Annotated in this window: 15 protein-coding genes; 9 read left to right on the top strand and 6 right to left on the bottom strand. The window is 49.8% G+C overall.

Annotated features, from left to right (window positions below; all coding sequences use genetic code 11):
- Positions 1–66 precede the first annotated feature (66 nt).
- From J3B89_RS19290 to J3B89_RS19275, 4 genes are all read right to left on the bottom strand, one after another.
- Entirely contained in the window at positions 67–2,598 is a 2,532-nt protein-coding gene (locus J3B89_RS19290) for a glycoside hydrolase family 3 protein (protein WP_251372584.1), read from the bottom strand.
- 62 nt (positions 2,599–2,660) lie between these two features.
- Positions 2,661–3,440 carry a family 16 glycosylhydrolase gene (locus tag J3B89_RS19285; RefSeq protein ID WP_215399268.1) on the bottom strand — a complete coding sequence of 260 codons (780 nt, stop codon included), beginning with the start codon at positions 3,438–3,440 and terminating at the stop codon, positions 2,661–2,663.
- An 83-nt stretch (positions 3,441–3,523) separates the two neighbouring features.
- On the bottom strand, positions 3,524–6,214 hold the full coding sequence (locus tag J3B89_RS19280) for a TonB-dependent receptor (protein ID WP_215399267.1): 2,691 nt from the start codon (positions 6,212–6,214) through the stop codon (positions 3,524–3,526).
- A gap of 232 nt (positions 6,215–6,446) precedes the next feature.
- Positions 6,447–8,363 (bottom strand): acetyl-CoA hydrolase/transferase C-terminal domain-containing protein, encoded by a 1,917-nt coding sequence (locus J3B89_RS19275; protein WP_215399266.1) that lies wholly within the window; start codon positions 8,361–8,363, stop codon positions 6,447–6,449.
- A 578-nt stretch (positions 8,364–8,941) separates the two neighbouring features.
- On the opposite strand from J3B89_RS19275, the gene J3B89_RS19270 reads away from it, so the two are divergent.
- The 7 genes from J3B89_RS19270 to J3B89_RS19240 all read left to right on the top strand — a co-directional run bounded on the left by J3B89_RS19270 (position 8,942) and on the right by J3B89_RS19240 (position 16,053).
- Positions 8,942–10,402, top strand: coding sequence for an aldehyde dehydrogenase family protein (locus J3B89_RS19270; RefSeq protein ID WP_215399265.1), 1,461 nt, complete (start codon positions 8,942–8,944; stop codon positions 10,400–10,402).
- 98 nt (positions 10,403–10,500) lie between these two features.
- Positions 10,501–11,625: an alkene reductase gene (locus J3B89_RS19265; protein ID WP_215399264.1), complete on the top strand. Its 1,125-nt coding sequence runs from the start codon at positions 10,501–10,503 to the stop codon at positions 11,623–11,625.
- 87 nt (positions 11,626–11,712) lie between these two features.
- Positions 11,713–12,951, top strand: coding sequence for an MFS transporter (locus J3B89_RS19260; protein ID WP_215399263.1), 1,239 nt, complete (start codon positions 11,713–11,715; stop codon positions 12,949–12,951).
- Positions 12,952–13,063: 112 nt separating this feature from the next.
- The gene (locus J3B89_RS19255) at positions 13,064–13,645 is read left to right on the top strand and encodes a TetR/AcrR family transcriptional regulator (RefSeq protein ID WP_215399262.1); all 582 of its coding nucleotides are present in this window, start codon (positions 13,064–13,066) and stop codon (positions 13,643–13,645) included.
- A gap of 113 nt (positions 13,646–13,758) precedes the next feature.
- On the top strand, positions 13,759–14,448 hold the full coding sequence (locus tag J3B89_RS19250) for a type 1 glutamine amidotransferase domain-containing protein (RefSeq protein WP_215399261.1): 690 nt from the start codon (positions 13,759–13,761) through the stop codon (positions 14,446–14,448).
- Between the two features lie 125 nt (positions 14,449–14,573).
- On the top strand, positions 14,574–15,314 hold the full coding sequence (locus tag J3B89_RS19245) for an SDR family oxidoreductase (protein ID WP_215399260.1): 741 nt from the start codon (positions 14,574–14,576) through the stop codon (positions 15,312–15,314).
- Between the two features lie 85 nt (positions 15,315–15,399).
- Positions 15,400–16,053, top strand: coding sequence for an SDR family oxidoreductase (locus J3B89_RS19240; RefSeq protein WP_215399259.1), 654 nt, complete (start codon positions 15,400–15,402; stop codon positions 16,051–16,053).
- A gap of 126 nt (positions 16,054–16,179) precedes the next feature.
- Here the strand turns inward: J3B89_RS19240 and J3B89_RS19235 are convergent, their stop codons facing one another.
- A complete protein-coding gene (locus tag J3B89_RS19235) occupies positions 16,180–16,761 on the bottom strand; it encodes a TetR/AcrR family transcriptional regulator (protein WP_215399258.1) in 582 nt (193 codons plus the stop codon).
- A 148-nt stretch (positions 16,762–16,909) separates the two neighbouring features.
- Here J3B89_RS19235 and J3B89_RS19230 point away from each other — a divergent pair, with 148 nt between their 5' ends.
- Positions 16,910–17,308, top strand: a complete 399-nt coding sequence (locus tag J3B89_RS19230; RefSeq protein WP_215399257.1) for a RidA family protein — start codon at positions 16,910–16,912, stop codon at positions 17,306–17,308.
- Between the two features lie 119 nt (positions 17,309–17,427).
- On the opposite strand, the gene J3B89_RS19225 is transcribed toward J3B89_RS19230, so the two are convergent.
- Positions 17,428–18,333 (bottom strand): LysR family transcriptional regulator, encoded by a 906-nt coding sequence (locus tag J3B89_RS19225; protein WP_215399256.1) that lies wholly within the window; start codon positions 18,331–18,333, stop codon positions 17,428–17,430.
- 322 nt (positions 18,334–18,655) lie between these two features.
- On the opposite strand from J3B89_RS19225, the gene J3B89_RS19220 reads away from it, so the two are divergent.
- Complete coding sequence (locus J3B89_RS19220; RefSeq protein WP_215399255.1) at positions 18,656–19,168, top strand: DoxX family protein; 513 nt, start codon at positions 18,656–18,658, stop codon at positions 19,166–19,168.
- Positions 19,169–19,268: the final 100 nt, after the last annotated feature.

Raw genomic sequence — 19,268 nt, 5'->3', positions numbered from 1 at the left:
ACTTCACTTGCCTGGCGCAGAATATCGTGCCGGGCATATGGCCTGCCAGGCACGATATCACTGTAATTACTGTGCGCAGTCAAGTAGCTGTGCAGTTTGAGCAAGGCTGTTCACCAACGCGATATCTGCCAGCGCCAGACTAAACGGCTGCCTGGTGCTTAACCTTACGGCGTCTTCTGCTACTTGTGGTGCCCTGGCACCTTTGCAGTGTAACGGCAACGCGATAGTATGCCACTGTCCGCGCTCAAGGCTACTTAACAGCGGCTGCAGTGACACAGAGCGCAAACAACGCTTTTGCTGGCACATTAATTCAATACTGACATCCGCAGCGGGTATTTGATCAAGCCGGATACTCATTTGTAAAAATTTACTGTCACCAAGCACCGTTAATGGCTGCGCCGCCGTGTATCTCAGGCTGGCACTGGCATTGCCCCCCTCAGTTTGCCAGACAAACTTACGGCCATCTTCCTGATAGGCTAAATTAACTGACTGCATAGATAAACTTTTACCATCGCCACTCACCGCTGATGAGGCATTGACCGTTTTTTGCCCTGTTGTGCTGTCTGATAATGCCCACACCAGGCCGTCTGCCAGATTTCTGACAAACAGCGGCAGCTGTTCTCCGCTGTGTTGCTTTGGCACAGCGCGGGTCACTTCTGACAGCTGCGCCAGCCTGATGTTGTCGGCATAGGTAAGGCCGTAACCATAAGCAAACAACGGTTCGTACTGCGCATCTTTGACATTAAGCAGATACTGATCGTCATACTTTGGCCAGGAAAAACTGAGCTTACCGCTAAAGTCATGCTGTATATTGCCTTTGCTGTCAGTCAGTAACACATCGGCAATACCCTGCCCTTCCGAACCGGGTAACCAGGCCGCCACAAAGGCATCAGAAGCGTTCAGCTCTTTATTGACCCACAGCGGCCGGCCACTTAAAAACACCGTCACCACAGGAATATTTTGCTGCTTCAATCTTTGCAGCAGCGCCAAATCCCGCTTGTCACCGTACTGATATTCCAGTTGCTGAATATCGCCAAACCATTCTGCATAAGGCTCTTCGCCAATAACCACTATGGCCACATCCGGCTTGCTGCTGTATTGCCCGTCTTCGCTGAGTTCTACCGTACCACCTGCGGCTTCAATTTGCTGGCGTAAGCCCGCGTAAATTGATGTAGCATTGGGAAAATCGGCATTAGTGTTATCTGTACCCTGCCAGGACACACTCCAGCCGCCAGCCTGTTTGGCAATATTGTCGGCACCGTCACCGGCTATCAGTACCCGGCTTTTTGCCGATACAGGCAGAATGTTATTGTTGTTTTTCAGCAACACCAAGGATTTTCTTACTGCTTCTCTGGCCAACTCACGATGTTCAGGCGCATTAAACCACTCAGGCTTTAAAGATTCCGGCCGGGTTGAAGGTTTACCACGCTTAAATACGCCCCAGCGTATTTTGGCACGCAAAAACCGCCTAACTGCATCATCAAGCCGTGCTGCAGAAATAACACCGTCTTTTACCTGCTGTACGGTATTGTGATAAAAAGCTTCAAAGTGCTCCGGCACCATCATCACATCCACACCGGCGTTAAAGGCGGCGGCGCATTGCTCTAAATCGCAGCCATCTACAAATTTATGCGCGTTCCAGTCACTGATAACAAAGCCGTCAAAGCCCATTTGCTGCTTCAGTACTTCTGTTAGCAGGTAGTGATCGCCATGCACACGCTTGCCGTTCCAGCTGTTAAAAGACGCCATCACCGACTGCACCCCGCTACTTATCGCGGTGTAGTAACCGGCGGCATGAATATCGCGCAGGCTTTGCTCATCGGTCAGGGTATCGCCACGATCAATGCCGTTCTCGGTACCACCATCGCCGATAAAGTGTTTGGCGGTGGCAATACGGTGGTAAAAGCTTAAAAAGTCATCGCCAATACTCCCTTGCACCCCGGTTACCATAGGCCCGGCATAGGCGGCGACAACTTCAGGATCTTCAGCGTAGCTTTCATAGGTGCGGCCCCAGCGATCATCCCTTACCACGGCAACGGTAGGGGCAAACATCCACTCAATGCCGGTTGCTGCCACTTCTTTGGCAGTGGCATGGCCAATGCGGTGAATTAATTCTGCATCTCTGGCGGCTCCCAGGCCAATATTGTGCGGAAACAGCGTGGCACCAAACACATTGCTGTGGCCATGCATAGCATCAGTGCCCCAGATAGTTGGAATACTGCTGCCATCTTCGCTGCTGTCGACGGAAGCGGCATACATTTCATCAGCATATTTTAGCCAGGTTTTGGCATCAGCCTGTTTTTGACCATAAGGGGCCGTGTTACCGCCATTGAGGTAAGAACCAAAACCATATTTGCGCATTTGCTCAACACTCAGATAGCCAATTTCCGGCTGGACAATTTGTGCCACTTTCTGCTCTATGCTCATGTTTGCCAGTAAGGCATCAAGCTGCTGCTCTGTCGCCGGATCGGTTTTTAACGCCGTGTCGGCCTTTGGCCAGCTAACTTTTGGCGCATCTGCAGCAAAGCCGCTTAGCGGAAACAGCATTGAGCATAAAAAAAAGGTTTTACGAAGCGCTGCATCTGATAGTGAAAACATAACGGGATCCTTTGCATCTGAAACGGCAATACGAAGAAATTGCCGTTTCAGACAACTGCTCTTTAATGGGGAATATATTCAATGAAATCGTAATAGGCCCAGGCGTTGCCGCCAAAGTACTGGCCGGGAAAGTAAAAGCCATCTTGCGAGTTGTCGCCGTGCCAATGGTTCAGCATAATTTTGGTATTATCTACCGGCCAGGCATAGGCCGGTATTTCATCAGCGGCCAGATAACCATCGCCATTATCTTTATAAACCGTTCTGATAGTTTGCTCATTACCCGCCGCATCAAATACATACCAGCGGATTTGGTTTGCATTCCAGTCAAAGCCGATGGTAAGCAGATTCTGCTGAATATTCAGCCCATACTGTCCAAGGTCAATATCCTGCTCCCAGCTTTGATAAGTACCGCCCTGAGGCTGATAAATCACATTGGTGTGCACTACATTACCAAGCGAGGGCAGAAACTCAATGTCAATTTCCTGCCAGGCCCGGCCGGGTGCATCCCACCAGGAGGTATAGGTAAAAATAGACGCCACAGTGCCGGGGGTATTGCCGGTTCTCAGTGCTCCCTGCACTTTACCATAGCCATAACTGTTGCGGCTTTGCAGCTCTGAGCAACTGCCCTGGCTTAGTGCCAGCGTAATACCATGCGAGCTGGGTGAAATCATGCCGGGGGTAAAGGTACAACCAAAAGGTGAGCCGTTGTTCCCACTTCTGGCTGACCAGATACTGCTGTTAAAGCCCCAGCTGAAATCATCTTTAAAGTACTCTGCCTGCACAGTTGTAGTGCTACAAAGACAGACTGCCGTAAATATCACGGGCTTACATGTGCTGTTCATAGTAATGTCCTGTCGGTACACGAGATATTGCGCCCACGCCATATAACAGACTGGTTTGGGCGCCCGGTTAGCAGCCGCTTAGCTTAGAAATTAAAACCCGCTCTGATACCGTAGTAACGTGGCATACCAAAGCTGCCTTTGCTAAAGCCTTTGCTGGTGTTATTCCAGTATTGCACCACTTCATCGGTGGCATTATTCACAAACACTTCGGCATACCAGCCCTGGCTTTGCGGTTCATATTTTAATGAGGCATTAACCATGGTATAGGCGTCACGTTTGTCGGTAATGTAATGCGCCGCTTCATCGCTTACTGCAAAGTTCATATCATCCAGATGCTTATCCAGATTCCAGATGGTGGTGTAGGATTTATCTTTCCAGCTCAGATTAAACCAGCTATGTACATAGCCAAAACGGCCTAAATCAAAGCTATGGGTATAACTGACATTAGCGGTAAACCGCGGGGTCATGGCCAGATCATTACCTTTGAGATTGGTGCTCAGCAGGGTATTTTCCGGATCGATGGATTCTTCATAAGATAAATTAAACAAATATTCCGGATCGTAATCCCACTTGGTGAGCCAGTCTTTTGTCACACGGGCGTGGGTCCAGGTAGCATAACCGGTGATCCGGCCATTTTGGTATGGCTTCCAGTCAAATTCAAACTCAATACCCTTAATGGTTGAGCCCGGTACATTTTGCGTATAGTAGGCAATGACCGGCTGGTTTTGATAATCCAGCACCGGCATGCCGTTTTCATCAAGAATGGGCGCGCCATTTTCGTCTTCAACCGGCGATAAACGCTCTACATTGCCGATTGAGCCAACAGAGGCATACTGCATATCGGTATAGTCGGTGTAGAAAAATGCCGCTTGCAAATTCAGCGAGTTATTCAGAAAGCTTGATTTAGCACCCAGTTCTAACGTTAGTACTTTTTCCGGGTCAAACTGGGTTTCAAAGCGGTTAACCTCGCCGGTTCTGTCGTTCACCACTTCAAATACATCACCAATACCACCGGCTTTAAAGCCTGATGCCAGATAGCTGTACAGCATGGTGTCCTGGCTCAGGTTATAATCCAGGCCAATTCTGAAGTCATGATTACGCCACTGGCCTTTGTTGTCATTGGCAAAGTAAGACGCATACAGCGCCGGGTCGTTAAAATAGTCAGCCGGCAACGCATTAAGTACGCTGCGGTTAAACCAACCCGGTGCACAGCCATCAGCGTTCGAGCAGCGATAAGTGCGGCCGCCTTTATCCTGCTTGGTTTCATGGCTGTAGCGGTAACCAAAAGTAGCATGCAAATCATCAGTAATGTTGTAGGTGGCCTGACCAAACAGCGCATAAGCTTTGGTAGAGCGGTCCGGCTGGTCCCAAAATGCTTTGTCATCCATTGGGTTGTCGTAATAACCCAGTGTCGTTGTTTTTTCATAGAAGTAATTAACGCCGGTTATCCATACCAGATCGCCAAATTCATCAGATTGCAGCTGAAGTTCAGTTGAATAAGATGTCGCACCGGTACCTTTGAGGAAATAAATGGCACCATCCCAGGGGTCCAGCCCGGTTTCACTGTCCTGGGCGGACGATCTGTCCATATCCTCATAACCCAGTTGCCATACCAGGCTTAGTTCATCATTAATGCTGTAGTTCAGCGTATTACGCAGGTAGGTAATATCCAGATTCAGCTCACCCGGTACGTTAACCACCGCCTGATAGGTATTATCGCTGGGTAAAAACGATGAACAATCGCCGCCATATTCGTCAGGCCGGCCACGCAGCTGGTCACAGTTAACCAAGTCCAGCGTGCCGGCACTGTTATTCACATATTGCTGAAAAACAGTATGGTTGCTAAACCGCCCGTGTGCCGGTTGCCACAATGTGCTGATACGGAACGAGTGCTCATTGGCATTATTATAAAAATCTTTCTTGTCGGCCGGTGTAAGCGCCCGCACCCGCTGCGCCTCCGGGTCTGTACCGGCAGCATCTATCCACCAGTTTTCCCGCTGCGTAACGGTAGAACCAATGCCCTGGTAAGAGTCTTCAGAAATAACCGGCGCATTCAGTACCTCTTCGCTGAGACGGCGCGTATCGTACTGATTTGGATCCCAATAACCTTCCAGGTAAGAGTCGCGTTTTAAGCCTTTTGCAGCAATACGTACAGCAAACTCATCATTTAGCGGGATATTAATAAAACCGCCGAGGTTTTTGCTGTTAAATCTGCCCGCTTCCGCATTAATATTACCGGCAAAGCCGCTAACATCAGGCTTGGCTGAAATAACATTAATACTACCAACGGTGGAGTTACGGCCAAATAAAGTGCCTTGCGGCCCACGTAGCGCCTCAACCCGCTCCACATCGTACATTAACGCCAACGCGCCCTGCATCCGCGGCGAGTAAATACCGTCTAAATGCACACCAACGGCAGGATCACCCAGTTCAGTAATATTAGTAGAGCGCACACCCCGCATAGAAATAACCGGTGCAGCCTGATCGGTTGCGGTTGAAATATCCAGCCCCGGCACTAAGTCGGCAATATCTTTTACGTTGTTAACCCCGCTTTGCCGCAGCTGCGCCTCGCTTAACGCTGATATGGCAACAGGCGTTTCCATTAATTTGGTTTTACGCTTGGTTGCCGTAACTGAAATAATTTCAATTGCAGTGTCATTTTTTGCTGATGCCTGCTTTGCAGCATCATCCGCTACCGGCTCAGTTTCCTGTGCAGCCAGTGGCAATGAACAAGCCATTACAATGGCCATAGTTATAGTATTAAGTTTTAACATGTCTTATCCTCCCCGGGTATACTTAGTTTTTTGCAGGCACAACTACCCTGCTGTTGTTATTTTTTTAAGCACTTTAGTCGGGGCAACAAAGAGAAGGCTATATCATTTCGGTAAAGCGAACCGCTGATAATACAACCCGATATTTATGCGTTGGGAGGGAGTGGTGCCAGTCCGCCAGAACACACCTTAAATTCATACAAAAACGCCCCTCATTGCGGGGCGTTTTTGTTATTTAATGCGTAATCTGCGCCAGGGCCCAGCGTAGCATGCGGGCATAAAGCCATTGCTGTGGCCCGCGTGGCTTAGCCAGCCCCATTCTGGATAACGCTTCAGGTGCATCAGGGCCACCACGCAGCAATGCACTAACCATTTGTAATTTAGAGTGTTTCAGTCGTTTCATACGTTGCAAAGCAGCCATAAGCTTTTGCTCCAGCGCAGTAAAATCACTGCCAAAAGGGTAACGGGGTAAATTGCCCGTTAATCGCAGCGCATTTAAACGTGACTCGATGCTGGCAGGAGAATTCGTAGCGGCAACAGCTGGAATAGTCCAGTTTGGATCCAGTTTACCTGCTGTCACCGCCTTATGTTTCAGGTTCTGCTGAAAACGGCTGTCACTGATGCAAATAAGAGCTTTTATACACTCTTCATCTGTGGCGCCACGTAAATCAGCAATACCGTATTCGGTAACAACAATATCCCGCAAATGCCGTGGAATAGTGCAATACGGATATTCCCAGACGATACCCGATGTGATCTCACCGCCACTTTCACGGGTACTACGCAGCAGCAGGATCGAGCGGCCCCCCCGCATCGCATGCGCCATAGCAACAAAGTTGTATTGTCCGCCCACACCGGAGACCAGTTGATGATCTTTGAGGCTGTCAGACGTTGCCGCACCGGTTAAACTCACCATCATACAGGTGTTAATAAAACGGGCTTTCTGGCGCTGTAATTTCTCCAGTGCGGGGTTATCACCATACAACTGGTTGATCCGGCCTACCGAGCTCATGCGAAAACGGGGCCATTCCGCTGCAGTCAGTTGACGCAACCAGCGGTAAAAATCGTCAGTGCCGAGAAAAAATGCCGCATCTAACAAGGCACCACTGCCGTCAGTACCGGCTTCAGCAGCGATGCCCCCGGCATTAGCCAGGCTCTGCAAGTGTTCATCGTCAAATACTTCGCGCTTGAGGATCCCGGCCTGATACAAATGCATAAAACCATCGAGAAACATTTCACTGGCGCCATACAGTCCGGTGTCAAAGCTGTCATAGCCACCAATAGCATCTACTAGCGCCTGTCCGGGTAAGGCCTGGTTAAAATAGCCGCGATAGGCCTCGTTGTTTTGCTGCCGCTGGCTCAAGCTGTACACCAGAGCATCACTAAGTGAGCCAATACCGATTTGCAGCGTACCACCGTCGGCGACCAACGCACTGGCATTCATCCCCACTGCGTAATCCTGGCTGGTTACAGGGCTGCGCGGCAAAGCAAACAAACGCTGCTCAGGATTATCGTTGATGATCCGGTGAAAAAAATCTTCGCTAACCACCGCATCTCCGGCCATAAAAGGCAGCTCTGGGTGCACCTGAGCCAACATCAGGCACTTGCTGTCAGTACGGTGGCGAAGCTCTTCTGCTAGATCCAACGTAACATCCGGGTTACAGCTCAGGCTGTACTCCCAGCCTGACTCTGTCGGGCGCCGGGCGACCAGTTGTAAAATCAGATTAACGCCCCTGTCTGCCAGATCCCTTGCAACATGGGTGTAGTTACTGGACACATAGTGGCGCTGCGCCTCAGCATTACCCAGCATGCTACCCGACTGAAAGTAAAATTCTGTCACGGTAATATTAGCCGGTAACTGCTGTGCAGCCAGCGCATCGGCATAAGCCAGGCGTGGATAGTCTTCACCAAAATGACGCTTAAGAAAGGGTTGCAAAAAACGCTGTTCCAACTCGCTGCCGGGCTTGGGTGGATTAAGCGACAGTGCAGTGAAGATATCCAGCCTGATACTGCTGTCCGCACAGGCTCTGTGATAAAAAGCATTGATTAAACGGTTAGGTTTACCCAGGCCGAGCGGTAAGCCAAGCACCACATGCTTGCCAATTTGCGCTAAAACCTCATCAACGATAGAGGCATAATCATTATTGTGCATTGCTTTAACCTTATCCCCGTGTTCTGTACCACCGCATTGCTGCACTGTAATACGCTGCCCAAAGGTTGGGTGGCCCAAAACACCTATCACCTGACATTACCCAACCTTAGCAGACTATACATGCCGGGTACTACCAACATCGCCGGGTGAGCGCTAGCCGTGCAGGTTTATCACAGTAAGTCCAATGTCAGCCAAAACTCTTGCTTCCGATAGTAAACCATCCCAGAAGAAGTGAAGCCCTATCATCGATAGTGGAAACAACACAAAAGCATCAAAGTAAGGATACTCCGGAAAATTGTGCCCAAGCAGCACACCCGGCATTGAACATTTTTTGAAATTGTTCAATCAGCAAAGTATTTATCAGTTGCAAACCATAGACGACTGGTCTAAGATAGCATCTAGACGACTGGTCTATTCAATCACAATGCAAAACATTCCCCGTTTCCCTGCATTTGTGTAGAAGCGCGGTCAGTCGCAAACAAGCCTAATGTTGGGCTCTGTTAACACCTATCACCCGCCAGGTGGCTGCCAATAAAGATAGCTACCAAACGGAAAACGCTATATTCAGGAGTATATTTATGTCCACAGCACCACAAACCTCACAAAATGCCAGTATTTTCGATGGTCCCTACTATCTGAGCATCGCTGGCAAGCTGGTAGAGGCCAAAGACAGTTTTGATGTTATCAACCCGGCAACCGGTAAGGTGTTTGCCAAAGCACCAGCCGCCTCAGCCGAACAACTTGAAGCAGCCATCGCCGCCGCTAAAACGGCATTTAAGACGTGGTCAGCCATCAGCTATGATGAGCGTCAGGTCTATTTGGATCGCTATGCTGATGCATTACAGCAACATCGCGATGAGCTGGTTCGCCTGTTAACCTTAGAGCAAGGCAAACCACTTAATACCATGGCTGCGCCAGAAGTCGATCAGGCTATCTCCTATATCCGCCAGATTGCGGCCCGTCGTATTCCGGTTGAAATTGTTGAAGAAAACGACTCGCATGTCGTTGAGCTGCACCATGTTCCGCTTGGCGTCGTAGGCGGCATCACGCCCTGGAACTTCCCTGTGCTGCTTGCCCTGTGGAAAGTGGCACCTGCACTGATCACCGGTAACACCTTTGTACTTAAACCCACGCCATATACGCCGTTAACGGCTTTGCGTTTTGGTCAGATAGCACAAAGCGTACTTCCTGCCGGTGTACTGTCTGTTGTATCTGGTGGCGATAACTTAGGCCCACAGATGACTAACCACCCGGATATTGCCAAGATTAGCTTCACCGGTTCAACAGAGACCGGCAAGCATGTGCTGCGTTCGGCGGCCGGAACCGTTAAGCGTGTCACCCTGGAACTTGGCGGCAACGATGCGGCAATAGTGCTGCCAGATGCAGATTACAAAGCCATTATCCCACAGCTTTTCTGGGGCGCCTTTGGTAACCAGGGCCAGTGGTGTGTGGGTATTAAACGGCTTTACATCCACCGCTCATTCCATGCCGATTTCGTAGCTGCTTTCGTTGACTACGCCAAAACAGTGAAAGTTGGCGACGGTCTTGATCCGGAAGTTGGTCTGGGGCCTGTGCAAAACAAGATGCAGTTTGACAAGCTAAAAACCTTCCTTGACGACATCAAGGCAAACGGTCAGAAGATTGCATTTGGTGGTGATATTGATGAAACGCAGTCTGGCTACTTCTTCCCGATCACCGTTGTCGACAACCCGCCAGAGCACAGCAAAATCGTTCAGGAAGAGCAGTTTGGTCCTATCATCCCGATTATCGTTTATGACGATATCGACGACGCTGTGAATCGTGCCAACGCCTCTATCTACGGCTTAGGTGGCTCAGTTTGGGGGCGTGATACTAAAGCCGCGGTTGCCGTCGCGAATCGGGTAGAAGCAGGCATGGTATGGGTAAACGAAATCCATACCCAAGGCGTGGATATTCCTTTCGGTGGTCACAAGCAGTCAGGTATTGGCACAGAGCAAGGCCATGAAGGACGCCTGTTGTTTACCAATCCCAAAACCGTGTTGATCAAAAAATCATTCTGATTATTGGCATGACGTAGCGGATACCTGCGTGTATCCGCTTTCCCCGTTAACGCACCCAACGGTTAGCTAACACACTCAATATAGATAGGACACAGAACATGAAACACCAAAAGCTTTTTACCTCAATTAACCTGGGGCGCCATACGTTAAAGAATCGTATCGTGCTGCCGCCTCTTACGCGGCAACGCAGCGCTCAGCCGGGCGATATTGCCACCGAACTCATGGCCACCTATTACCGTCAACGCGCCAGCGCCGGCTTTATGGTTAGCGAAGGCACCCAAATCGAGCCGCGTGGCCAGGGCTATGCCTGGACGCCCGGTATTTACACTCAGGCGCAAATTGACGGCTGGCGTAAAGTGACAGAGGCAGTGCATGCCGAAGGCGGCGTTATTTTTGCCCAGCTATGGCATGTAGGACGCGTCTCACACAACGATTTGCAACCCGGCGGCGAAGCTCCGGTTGCGCCTTCGGCCATCCAGGCTCAGAAAGTCAAAGCCTTTATCCAAACCGGCCCGGGCACAGGCGAACTGGTTCAGCCACCGGTGCCGCGTGCGCTTAGCGTAACAGAGATCCAGCAGTTGGTTGTGCAGTATGCTCAGGCCGCCCGCAATGCGATTGCAGCCGGTTTCGACGGGGTAGAAATTCATGCCGCTAACGGCTATCTGGTTAATCAGTTTATCTCGGCCCACGCCAACCAGCGTGATGACGAATATGGCGGCTCGCTGCATAACCGTTTGCGCTTTTTGCGCGAGATAGTCGCTGCCGTAGCGGACGCCGTTGGCGCAGATCGCCTTGGTGTGCGTTTCACACCGCTGTTTACCAGTACAGAGCAAGACCGGGTTTACATTGGTTTGGTTGAAGAAGACCCGCATACCACATACGTCGAAGCGATCAAGGTATTGGAAGCCGCCGGCGTAGCTTACTTATCCATTGCCGAAGCCGACTGGGACAATGCACCGGATCTGCCTGAATCTTTTCGCCGTGCAGTTCGTGAAACGTTCAGTGGTTGCATTATCTACGCCGGTCGTTATACCGCAGAGCGTGGTGAGCGCTTGATTGACTCTGGCCTGGGCGATCTCGTGGCCTTTGGCCGCCCCTTTATCGCCAATCCGGACCTGCCGGCAAGAATAGCCAACGGTTGGCCATTGAATTCTGTCAATCCAGCCACTGTTTATGGTGGTGCAGAGCAAGGGCTTACCGATTACCCGGCGTATCGTGACTAACACAAGCTACCAGGCATAACCGCGCTTTATCAATAGCAATTGAAAGCGCGACGCCCGTGTAGCACACAACTGATTGGAGAATTGAGTATGTTAGTGCAGTGCAAAACCTTACCCCAAACGGCGGTAACCCCATTACCTGAAGAAACTAAGGGGCCATCTATTGCAATAGCCGTTTTATGTATTGTACTGGTGGCGCTAACGCTGCGCCCGGGTATTGTCTCTATTGGCCCCTTACTACCGGAAATAATACAGGAGCTGGGGTTAAGCTATATTCAAGCCGCGCTGTTAACCAGTATCCCAACCTTGCTGATGGGAGCTTTGGCTATACCCGCGCCCTGGCTAGCTCATCGCTTTGGTCGCGACCGTGTCATTCTGGCAGCACTGCTGGTGCTGGGCGCTTCGATTGGCTTGAGAACCTTAGTCGGATCAATCGGACAGTTGTTCTTCGCAACTGCCGGCGTAGGAGCAGGTATTGCTATAGCCGGCACTTTGTTATCCGGTTATGTCAAAGCCCGTTTTCCGACCAAAGTTGCTATATTTATGGGACTTTATACAACATCCATAGCACTGGGCAGCACCCTGGCAGCTGCTTCTACCGGCCCTTTGGCTGAAGCTGCGGAAAATTGGCGTTGGGCTGCCGGATTCTGGGTACTACCCGTTGCATTAGCTATCGGTGCCTGGCTTTTTATTGAGCGTAACGGGCGTCAGAAACGTGCATCCGGAGCCTTGTCTGCGGCACCTCGTCTGCCTTTACGCAACCCGACTGCCTGGCTGATTGCGCTGTTTTTTGCTTGTAACAATTTGGTGTTTTACGCCATGATCGCCTGGCTTGCGCCGATATATATAGAACTTGGTAACACGCCAACCGCAGCGGGCATGATTTTAGCAGGCTATACCCTGGGCTTTATGGTGGCCACCCCACTGTTTGGCTTTATCAGCCGAAACGATGATCGGCGTATAGTTTTGGCTGTGAGTGCCGGTATTGCTCTGCTGGGCAGCCTCGCTATAGCCGTTGCACCTAACACCTTACCCATGTTATGGGTTCCGCTGGCAGCATTTGGCACAGGCGGTGCTTTCACCCTGGCGATGACGCTGCCGCTGGATAATGCCTCTACTCCCGAGGAAGCGGGTGCCTGGAGTGCTTTTGTTATGCTACCCAGTTATATAGTGGCCGCTGTAGGCCCTTTGTTAGTTGGATTTTTACGGGACATAGGCGACAGTTTTCATCTATCGTTGTGGGTGCTGGTAGTTATAGGTGCGGTAATGTTGCTCGTTACACCTTTTCTTAAACCTAACCGCAATAATAAGGTATTGATTTCACCCTAAAGTGCAGATAGAACTAAGCCTGTGCAGGAAGTTTAAATTATTTAAAACAATTACTAGACGACTTGTCTATTTTGAGTTAAAGTAACGCACATGAACACTGGAGCTACACAACATGTCTGATGTACGTGAAAACATCCTTGCTACAGGCCAACGTATTATCGCTGGCAAAGGTTTCTCGGGTGTTGGTTTAAATGAAATACTGGCGACGGCTGGCGTGCCGAAAGGCTCTTTTTACCATTACTTTGGTTCAAAGGAAGCCTTCGGAGAAGCGATGCTGGAAAGCTATTTTGAGGAGTATCTTGCCGAGCTTGACCGGACACTCAATCAGCCTGCGCAGACAATGGCAGAACGGCTGATGAATTATTGGCAGGACTGGCAAGATAACCAGGTTTCCTTCGACTGTCAGGGCAAATGCCTTGCGGTCAAACTAGGTGCAGAAGTCGCTGATTTATCAGAAGCGATGCGATTGGCGCTCAAACGCGGCACCGCCGGAATTATCGAGCGTTTGGCCAAAGCGATTGAAACAGGTATGAAAGAAGGTTCACTTTCAATCGACGGTGATCCCTATAGCACAGCACAAAGCCTGTATCAGTTGTGGCTTGGCGCTAGCGTTATGGTAAAAATTGTGCGCACCAAGCAACCTTTTGAGACGGCCATGCGGACAACTCGCCAGGTTCTTAACCTTTCCACCTGACCGGGGAAAGGTTTTAAAAAAATCACTTCGTTTGAAGTGTTTTTTTGAACCAAATTAAAATACGACCGGTCTAATATAGATATTTTACTTAACTAGCAAACTGGAGACACAACATGAAAGTATTAATGGTTTTAACTTCACACGACCAACTGGGTAATACCGGCCGCAAAACAGGCTTTTGGCTTGAAGAGCTGGCTGCTCCCTACTACACCTTCAAGGATGCCGGAGCCGAGATCGTATTAGCATCACCTAAAGGTGGCCAGCCGCCACTTGATCCCAAAAGTAACGAACCGGCCTTTCAGACCGAACTGACCCGTCGTTTTGAAGCAGATGCTGATGCTCTGGCCCAACTTGCCAGCACCGTGCGGCTGGACAGCGTGTCGCAGGCTGACTTCGACACAGTATTCTATCCGGGTGGGCACGGCCCGTTGTGGGATCTGGCTGAAGACAAACACTCAATTGCTTTGATCCAGTCTTTCTTTGCCGCGGCCAAACCTGTTGCTTTGGTATGTCATGCACCTGGCGTGCTGCGCCACGTCAAAACAGCTGATGGACGTCCGCTGGTTGAAGGTAAAAAAGTCACCGGATTTACCAACAGTGAAGAAGCGGCTGTCGGTTTAACTGACGTGGTGCCATTTCTGATTGAAGATGACTTTACCGCCAAAGGCGGCATCTTCCTGAAGGGCGAAGATTGGGCTCCTTATGTTGTTAGCGATGGCCTGTTAATCACTGGCCAGAACCCGGCATCATCAGCACCTGCCGCTGAGGCGTTAATCGCACAATTAGGTAATAGCACGAAATAATTAAGTGCTTTTTACCAGCAGTCACCCTCGTCCCCTGCCATGAGCTACCGTAGCTCGCAACAGGGGATCGAGGACGACTCATTGATAAATTCCAAGACATCACCCCACTACTAAAAGGCGATTTTATGAGCAACGGTATTGAAAACAAAGTTATCCTGATAACCGGCGGCAGCACTGGCCTGGGCGCTGAAACTGCACGCTTTCTTGCTTCCCGCGGCGCGAAAGTGGCGGTAGCAGCACGACGTAAAACTAAACTTGATGAAGTGGTTAGCGATATTAACGCCAATGGTGGTACTGCCGGGGCCTATGAGCTTGACGTAACAAACAAAGCACAGGTAGAAGCGACTGTGGCCGCTGTGGTTGCCGATTTTGGCAAGATTGACGTTCTTATCAATAACGCCGGCTTGATGCCGATCCGTCCCATGGCCGAAGTCAATACCGACGAGTGGGATGCCATGATCGATGTAAACCTTAAAGGCACATTGTATGGCATCGCAGCCGTGCTGCCGCGTTTTATGGCACAAGAAAGTGGCCATATTATTAACCTGAGCTCAGTAGCCGGTATCAAGGTTTTCGCACCCGGCGGCACTGTGTATTCGGGTACCAAATTTGCGGTTCGTGCCATCTCTGACGGGCTACGGCAGGAAATCGGCGAGAAAATCCGCGTCACCTCTATTCAGCCTGGCGCAGTTGACAGCGATCTTAAATACAGCACTTCCGGCACTGCCGCTGAAACCGTGTTGAATTTTTACAAAGACGCTATTCCGGCTAATTCAGTGGCACGCGCCATTGCATTTGCCATTGAGCAACCGGCCGATGTCGATATCAATGAAATTGTGTTGCGTCCGACTAAACAAGAGTTCTGATTAACCAGCGGTGTATCCGGCGTTATGCGCTTGACGTTCAAGTGCTTAACTGCCGGCAATAAGGGGTTGGTAAGGAGAAACTAAGATGAAGATTTTTATTGTTGGAATTACCGGCGAGGTAGGATTTCGTCTGGCACGTATCCTTAAGCTAGGTGGTGATGAAGTTCATGGCCTCTACAGAAGCCCAAACCAGACTAAGGCACTTAATAGCATTGGTGTAACAGCCAGCTTAGGTGATCTTGTGAGCATTGAGCCACAGCAGTTGGCTGACGCCATGCGCGGAAGTGATGCTATTGTTTTCAGCGCAGGCGCTGGTGGCGATAGTCATGCGATGACCAAAGCGATTGACGGCGAAGGCGTTACCAAGTCAATTGCGGCTGCCAAGTTGGCGGGCATCAAGCGCTTCCTTCTTGTTTCGGTATTCCCGGAGGCATGGCGTGAAAGACATATGGATGAAGGCTTTGAACATTACATCATGGTGAAAAAACAGGCCGACATCGCGCTCTCAAAAAGCGACCTGGACTGGGTTATTTTGCGTCCATCCGCCCTGAAAAACGATCCCGGCACAGGAACGATTAGCCTTGGTGTCGCACAAATTCATACTGAGGTTCGCCGTGACGATGTTGCGGCAACGCTCGCAGAGCTAATCCACACCCCCGCAGTAAGCCGAAAGATCCTTGAACTGACTGAGGGAAGTACACCGATATCAAAGGCGGTTAGAACCATTTCTTCCAACTGAATGACATTGTTCTACCTTATCGCCAACATGAGGTGGGCTACTAAAGCCCCGTCCGCACTGGCGCGGGCTTTCAGGTGTAAAACCGGCGCCAGCCCCAGAGAGTGGTTGCAACAGCAATAGTGTTGTTTATTTAAGTAGCCCTGTCGCCAGCGCAGAAAACGCTGCAAGAGCTTTTGGTAGCACGTTCTGCGGGGCTGCACTTGCTGCAACCCAGAGTGCGGCATTAAGCGCCGCACCATTGAGCAAACGCGCCGCAGCTTCAGCATCAATTTGTTTTAATGTTCCCTCAGCAATTAACCTTTCAACAATCAGCTTTGTTGACTCCAGACAACTACTCTGACTTGGCCACTGTGATGGATCGCCCAAAACTGCCGGGCCATCCAGCAACACTATGCGCTGTACCTCAGGGTCAAGAGCAAGCTCGATATAAGCTGCACCTTCAGCCAGAAGCCCCTGCCAACCATCACCCGCCTTTGCCCGGGCTCTTTGAGCATGAGCCGCCATTTCTAAGTCGATTTGCTCAACAACTGCCGCCAACAATCCGCGTTTGTCGCCGAAGTTGTGATAAAGCGCACCGCGTGTCAGGCCAACATCGGCGGTTAAATCATCCATTGATGAGGCTGCATAGCCTTTTTCTGCAAAAGCTTTTCGAGCGGCTGAGATCAGTTTTGCCCGGTTTTCAGCCATTGATTTCAAACGTTGATTCATCGTAACCCCACTTTGACATACGAAGCGTATAAATTAAATTGACATACGAGACGAATGTGAAATACCATACATACGATGTGTATATTAAATTATTTTTATGCACGGCGCATAGCACAGTCTACAAATATCAATGTACAGAGGTTACAAAATGACTAAACGTGAAATCATCACTCCTGAGGGCAGACATGCTCTTTACGAACAACATGCTTACTCAGCCGCAATTAAATCCGGCGATTTGCTATTTGTCTCAGGGCAAGTAGGCAGCCTGCCCGATGGCAAACCAGAACCTGATTTTGCACTTCAGGTTGAATTGGCGTTTGCTAACCTGCAAGCCACCTTAAAAGCTGCAGGGTGCACACTCAATGATATTGTCGATGTAACAACATTTCACACCGATCCGCAGAACCAGTTTGATACGATTCTGGCAATCAAACAAAAGATATTTCCTTCAGCGCCATACCCAAACTGGACCGCAATTGGCGTGAACTGGTTGGCAGGCTTTGACTTTGAAATCAAGGTGATTGCCCGGATCCCGGCAACAAGCTGAGCTTATATCTGTCAATAAGTCACTTCTTAGCTGCCACTGTTTCAACCTGCCGGGGTCAATAAAGCCTGACCGGCCAGCACTGTGCGCAGCTAAGAGGTTAAATTTTAACGTTTAACGTATTAATCAGATAAAAATCTTGTTTTATATAATGCACTTACCCACTCAACAAACACTTTTACCCTTGGTGATAACTGGTTATTTTGTGGATACAGCACATATACAGGCAAAGCCGGGCTTGGCACATCACTTAAAATTTGTACCAGATCGCCGGATTCAAGATAACGTTTAAGACGGAATCCCGGTACCTGAATAATGCCACAGCCCGCTAATGCCGCCGCCGTGTAAGATTCGGCGTCATTAACCGATAACCAGCCTTTGGCCGGGAAGTTTTGTTCTTCTCCATCGATCAGAAAGCTAAACGGGTAACTGATATTGTGATCACTGGAAAAAAAGCCCACCGCCTGATGCTGGCTTAGTTGCTCCGGTTGTGTTGGCAGCCCATATTGCTGCAAGTAAGACGGGCTGGCGCAGACAATTTGTGGCAAAACCGCCAGCTTTTTACCAACTAAAGTTGAGTCTTTTGGCATGCCAATCCGCACAACCAGATCTATACCTTCGCGCACCAAATCTACCAGTCTGTCACCTGTGCTGATGCTGATATCCAACTGCGGATACATAGCCCTGAATTGAGGCAACTGCGGAATAATAATCTGCGCAGCATGCACCCCATGTAAACCTAACCGTAATAAGCCTGCCGGGTTAGCAGCAACAGTGCTCAGGCTGGCTTCGGCATCGTCCAGTTCAGCCAAAATACGCAGGCAGCGCTGATAAAATGCCTGGCCGTCCAGTGTCGGGTTTACTTGTCGGGTGGTACGTTCCAGCAGGCGGCAATTTAGCCGCTGCTCCAGTTGTTGCATAGCATAAGTCGCGGTAGCGCGCGGGATTTGCAGTACACCTGCAGCCTGAGTAAAACTGCCCAGCTCTACAATTTTACAGTACAGCTTTAAGCTGTCGAACCTGTCCATTAAGCTGCCTTTTGCGCCGATTGTTCATCTTTATTGAATTATGTTACCAATTTTTGTGCATTTATCCAGTTATTCTACCGTTCTACAGTATCCCGGGTAAGCAGTAGCAAAAAAGCTAAACCAAAAGAAATGTTACGACACATCAATCAGCAGCGGGTTCTGATGAGGTGCAGTCTATTTCGCAAAGTTACAGAAGTGAAAACAGATAAAAATCAACTGGTAAGTTTTAAGTAAGTCAAATTGCGGATGATGGTGCTGTTGTTCATACAGATCACCTTAACGGTTATATCAAGATAAATCTGTATTTTAAGGGGAGATAATAATGACAGATTCTCAGGCCAACCAGGCAACCGATGCTAAGCATAAACCGCCTTTTCATGAACGACTGGCTTTTCCAGCGTTAGGTATTTTTTACATGAAATCGGAGCCTGCTTTATATGCATTACTGCGGCTGGTCTTTGGCATCGTTATGTTTACCCACGGCCTGCCAAAGGCTTTGGGAACCTCCCATGGCTCCATGGCTGACCCGATGTCCGGCTCCATCAATCTTATCCAGAATGTGATGGGGCTACCTTTTGCTCCGCAGTTGGCATTTCTGGTTATGTTACTCGAAACCGTCGGTGCACTCATGCTTGCGATAGGTTTGTGGTCACGCCTGGTTGCGTTGGCTATTACTGTGCAAATGATCGGAATTTGTTATGCACTTGGCCCTACCTGGCCCTGGATAGATCGCGGTATTGAGTTTCCGGCGCTGATGGGTTTTCTTGCCCTTTATATCGCAGTGCGCGGTAGTGGAGCTTTTTCTGTCGATCGCAAACTCAAGTTTTCAATTTAACCAGCTAAATGTAGAGGATATGCTCATGAGCAGAAAAAACACGGTCAGAACTTTTATGTTAGCGGGCGTCGCCGCACTGGTGTTAACCGCTTGTGGCAAC

Source organism: Rheinheimera oceanensis (assembly GCF_018831085.1).
Taxonomy (GTDB): Bacteria; Pseudomonadota; Gammaproteobacteria; order Enterobacterales; family Alteromonadaceae; genus Alishewanella; species Alishewanella oceanensis.
This window is presented reverse-complemented; position numbering and strand designations above follow the sequence as displayed.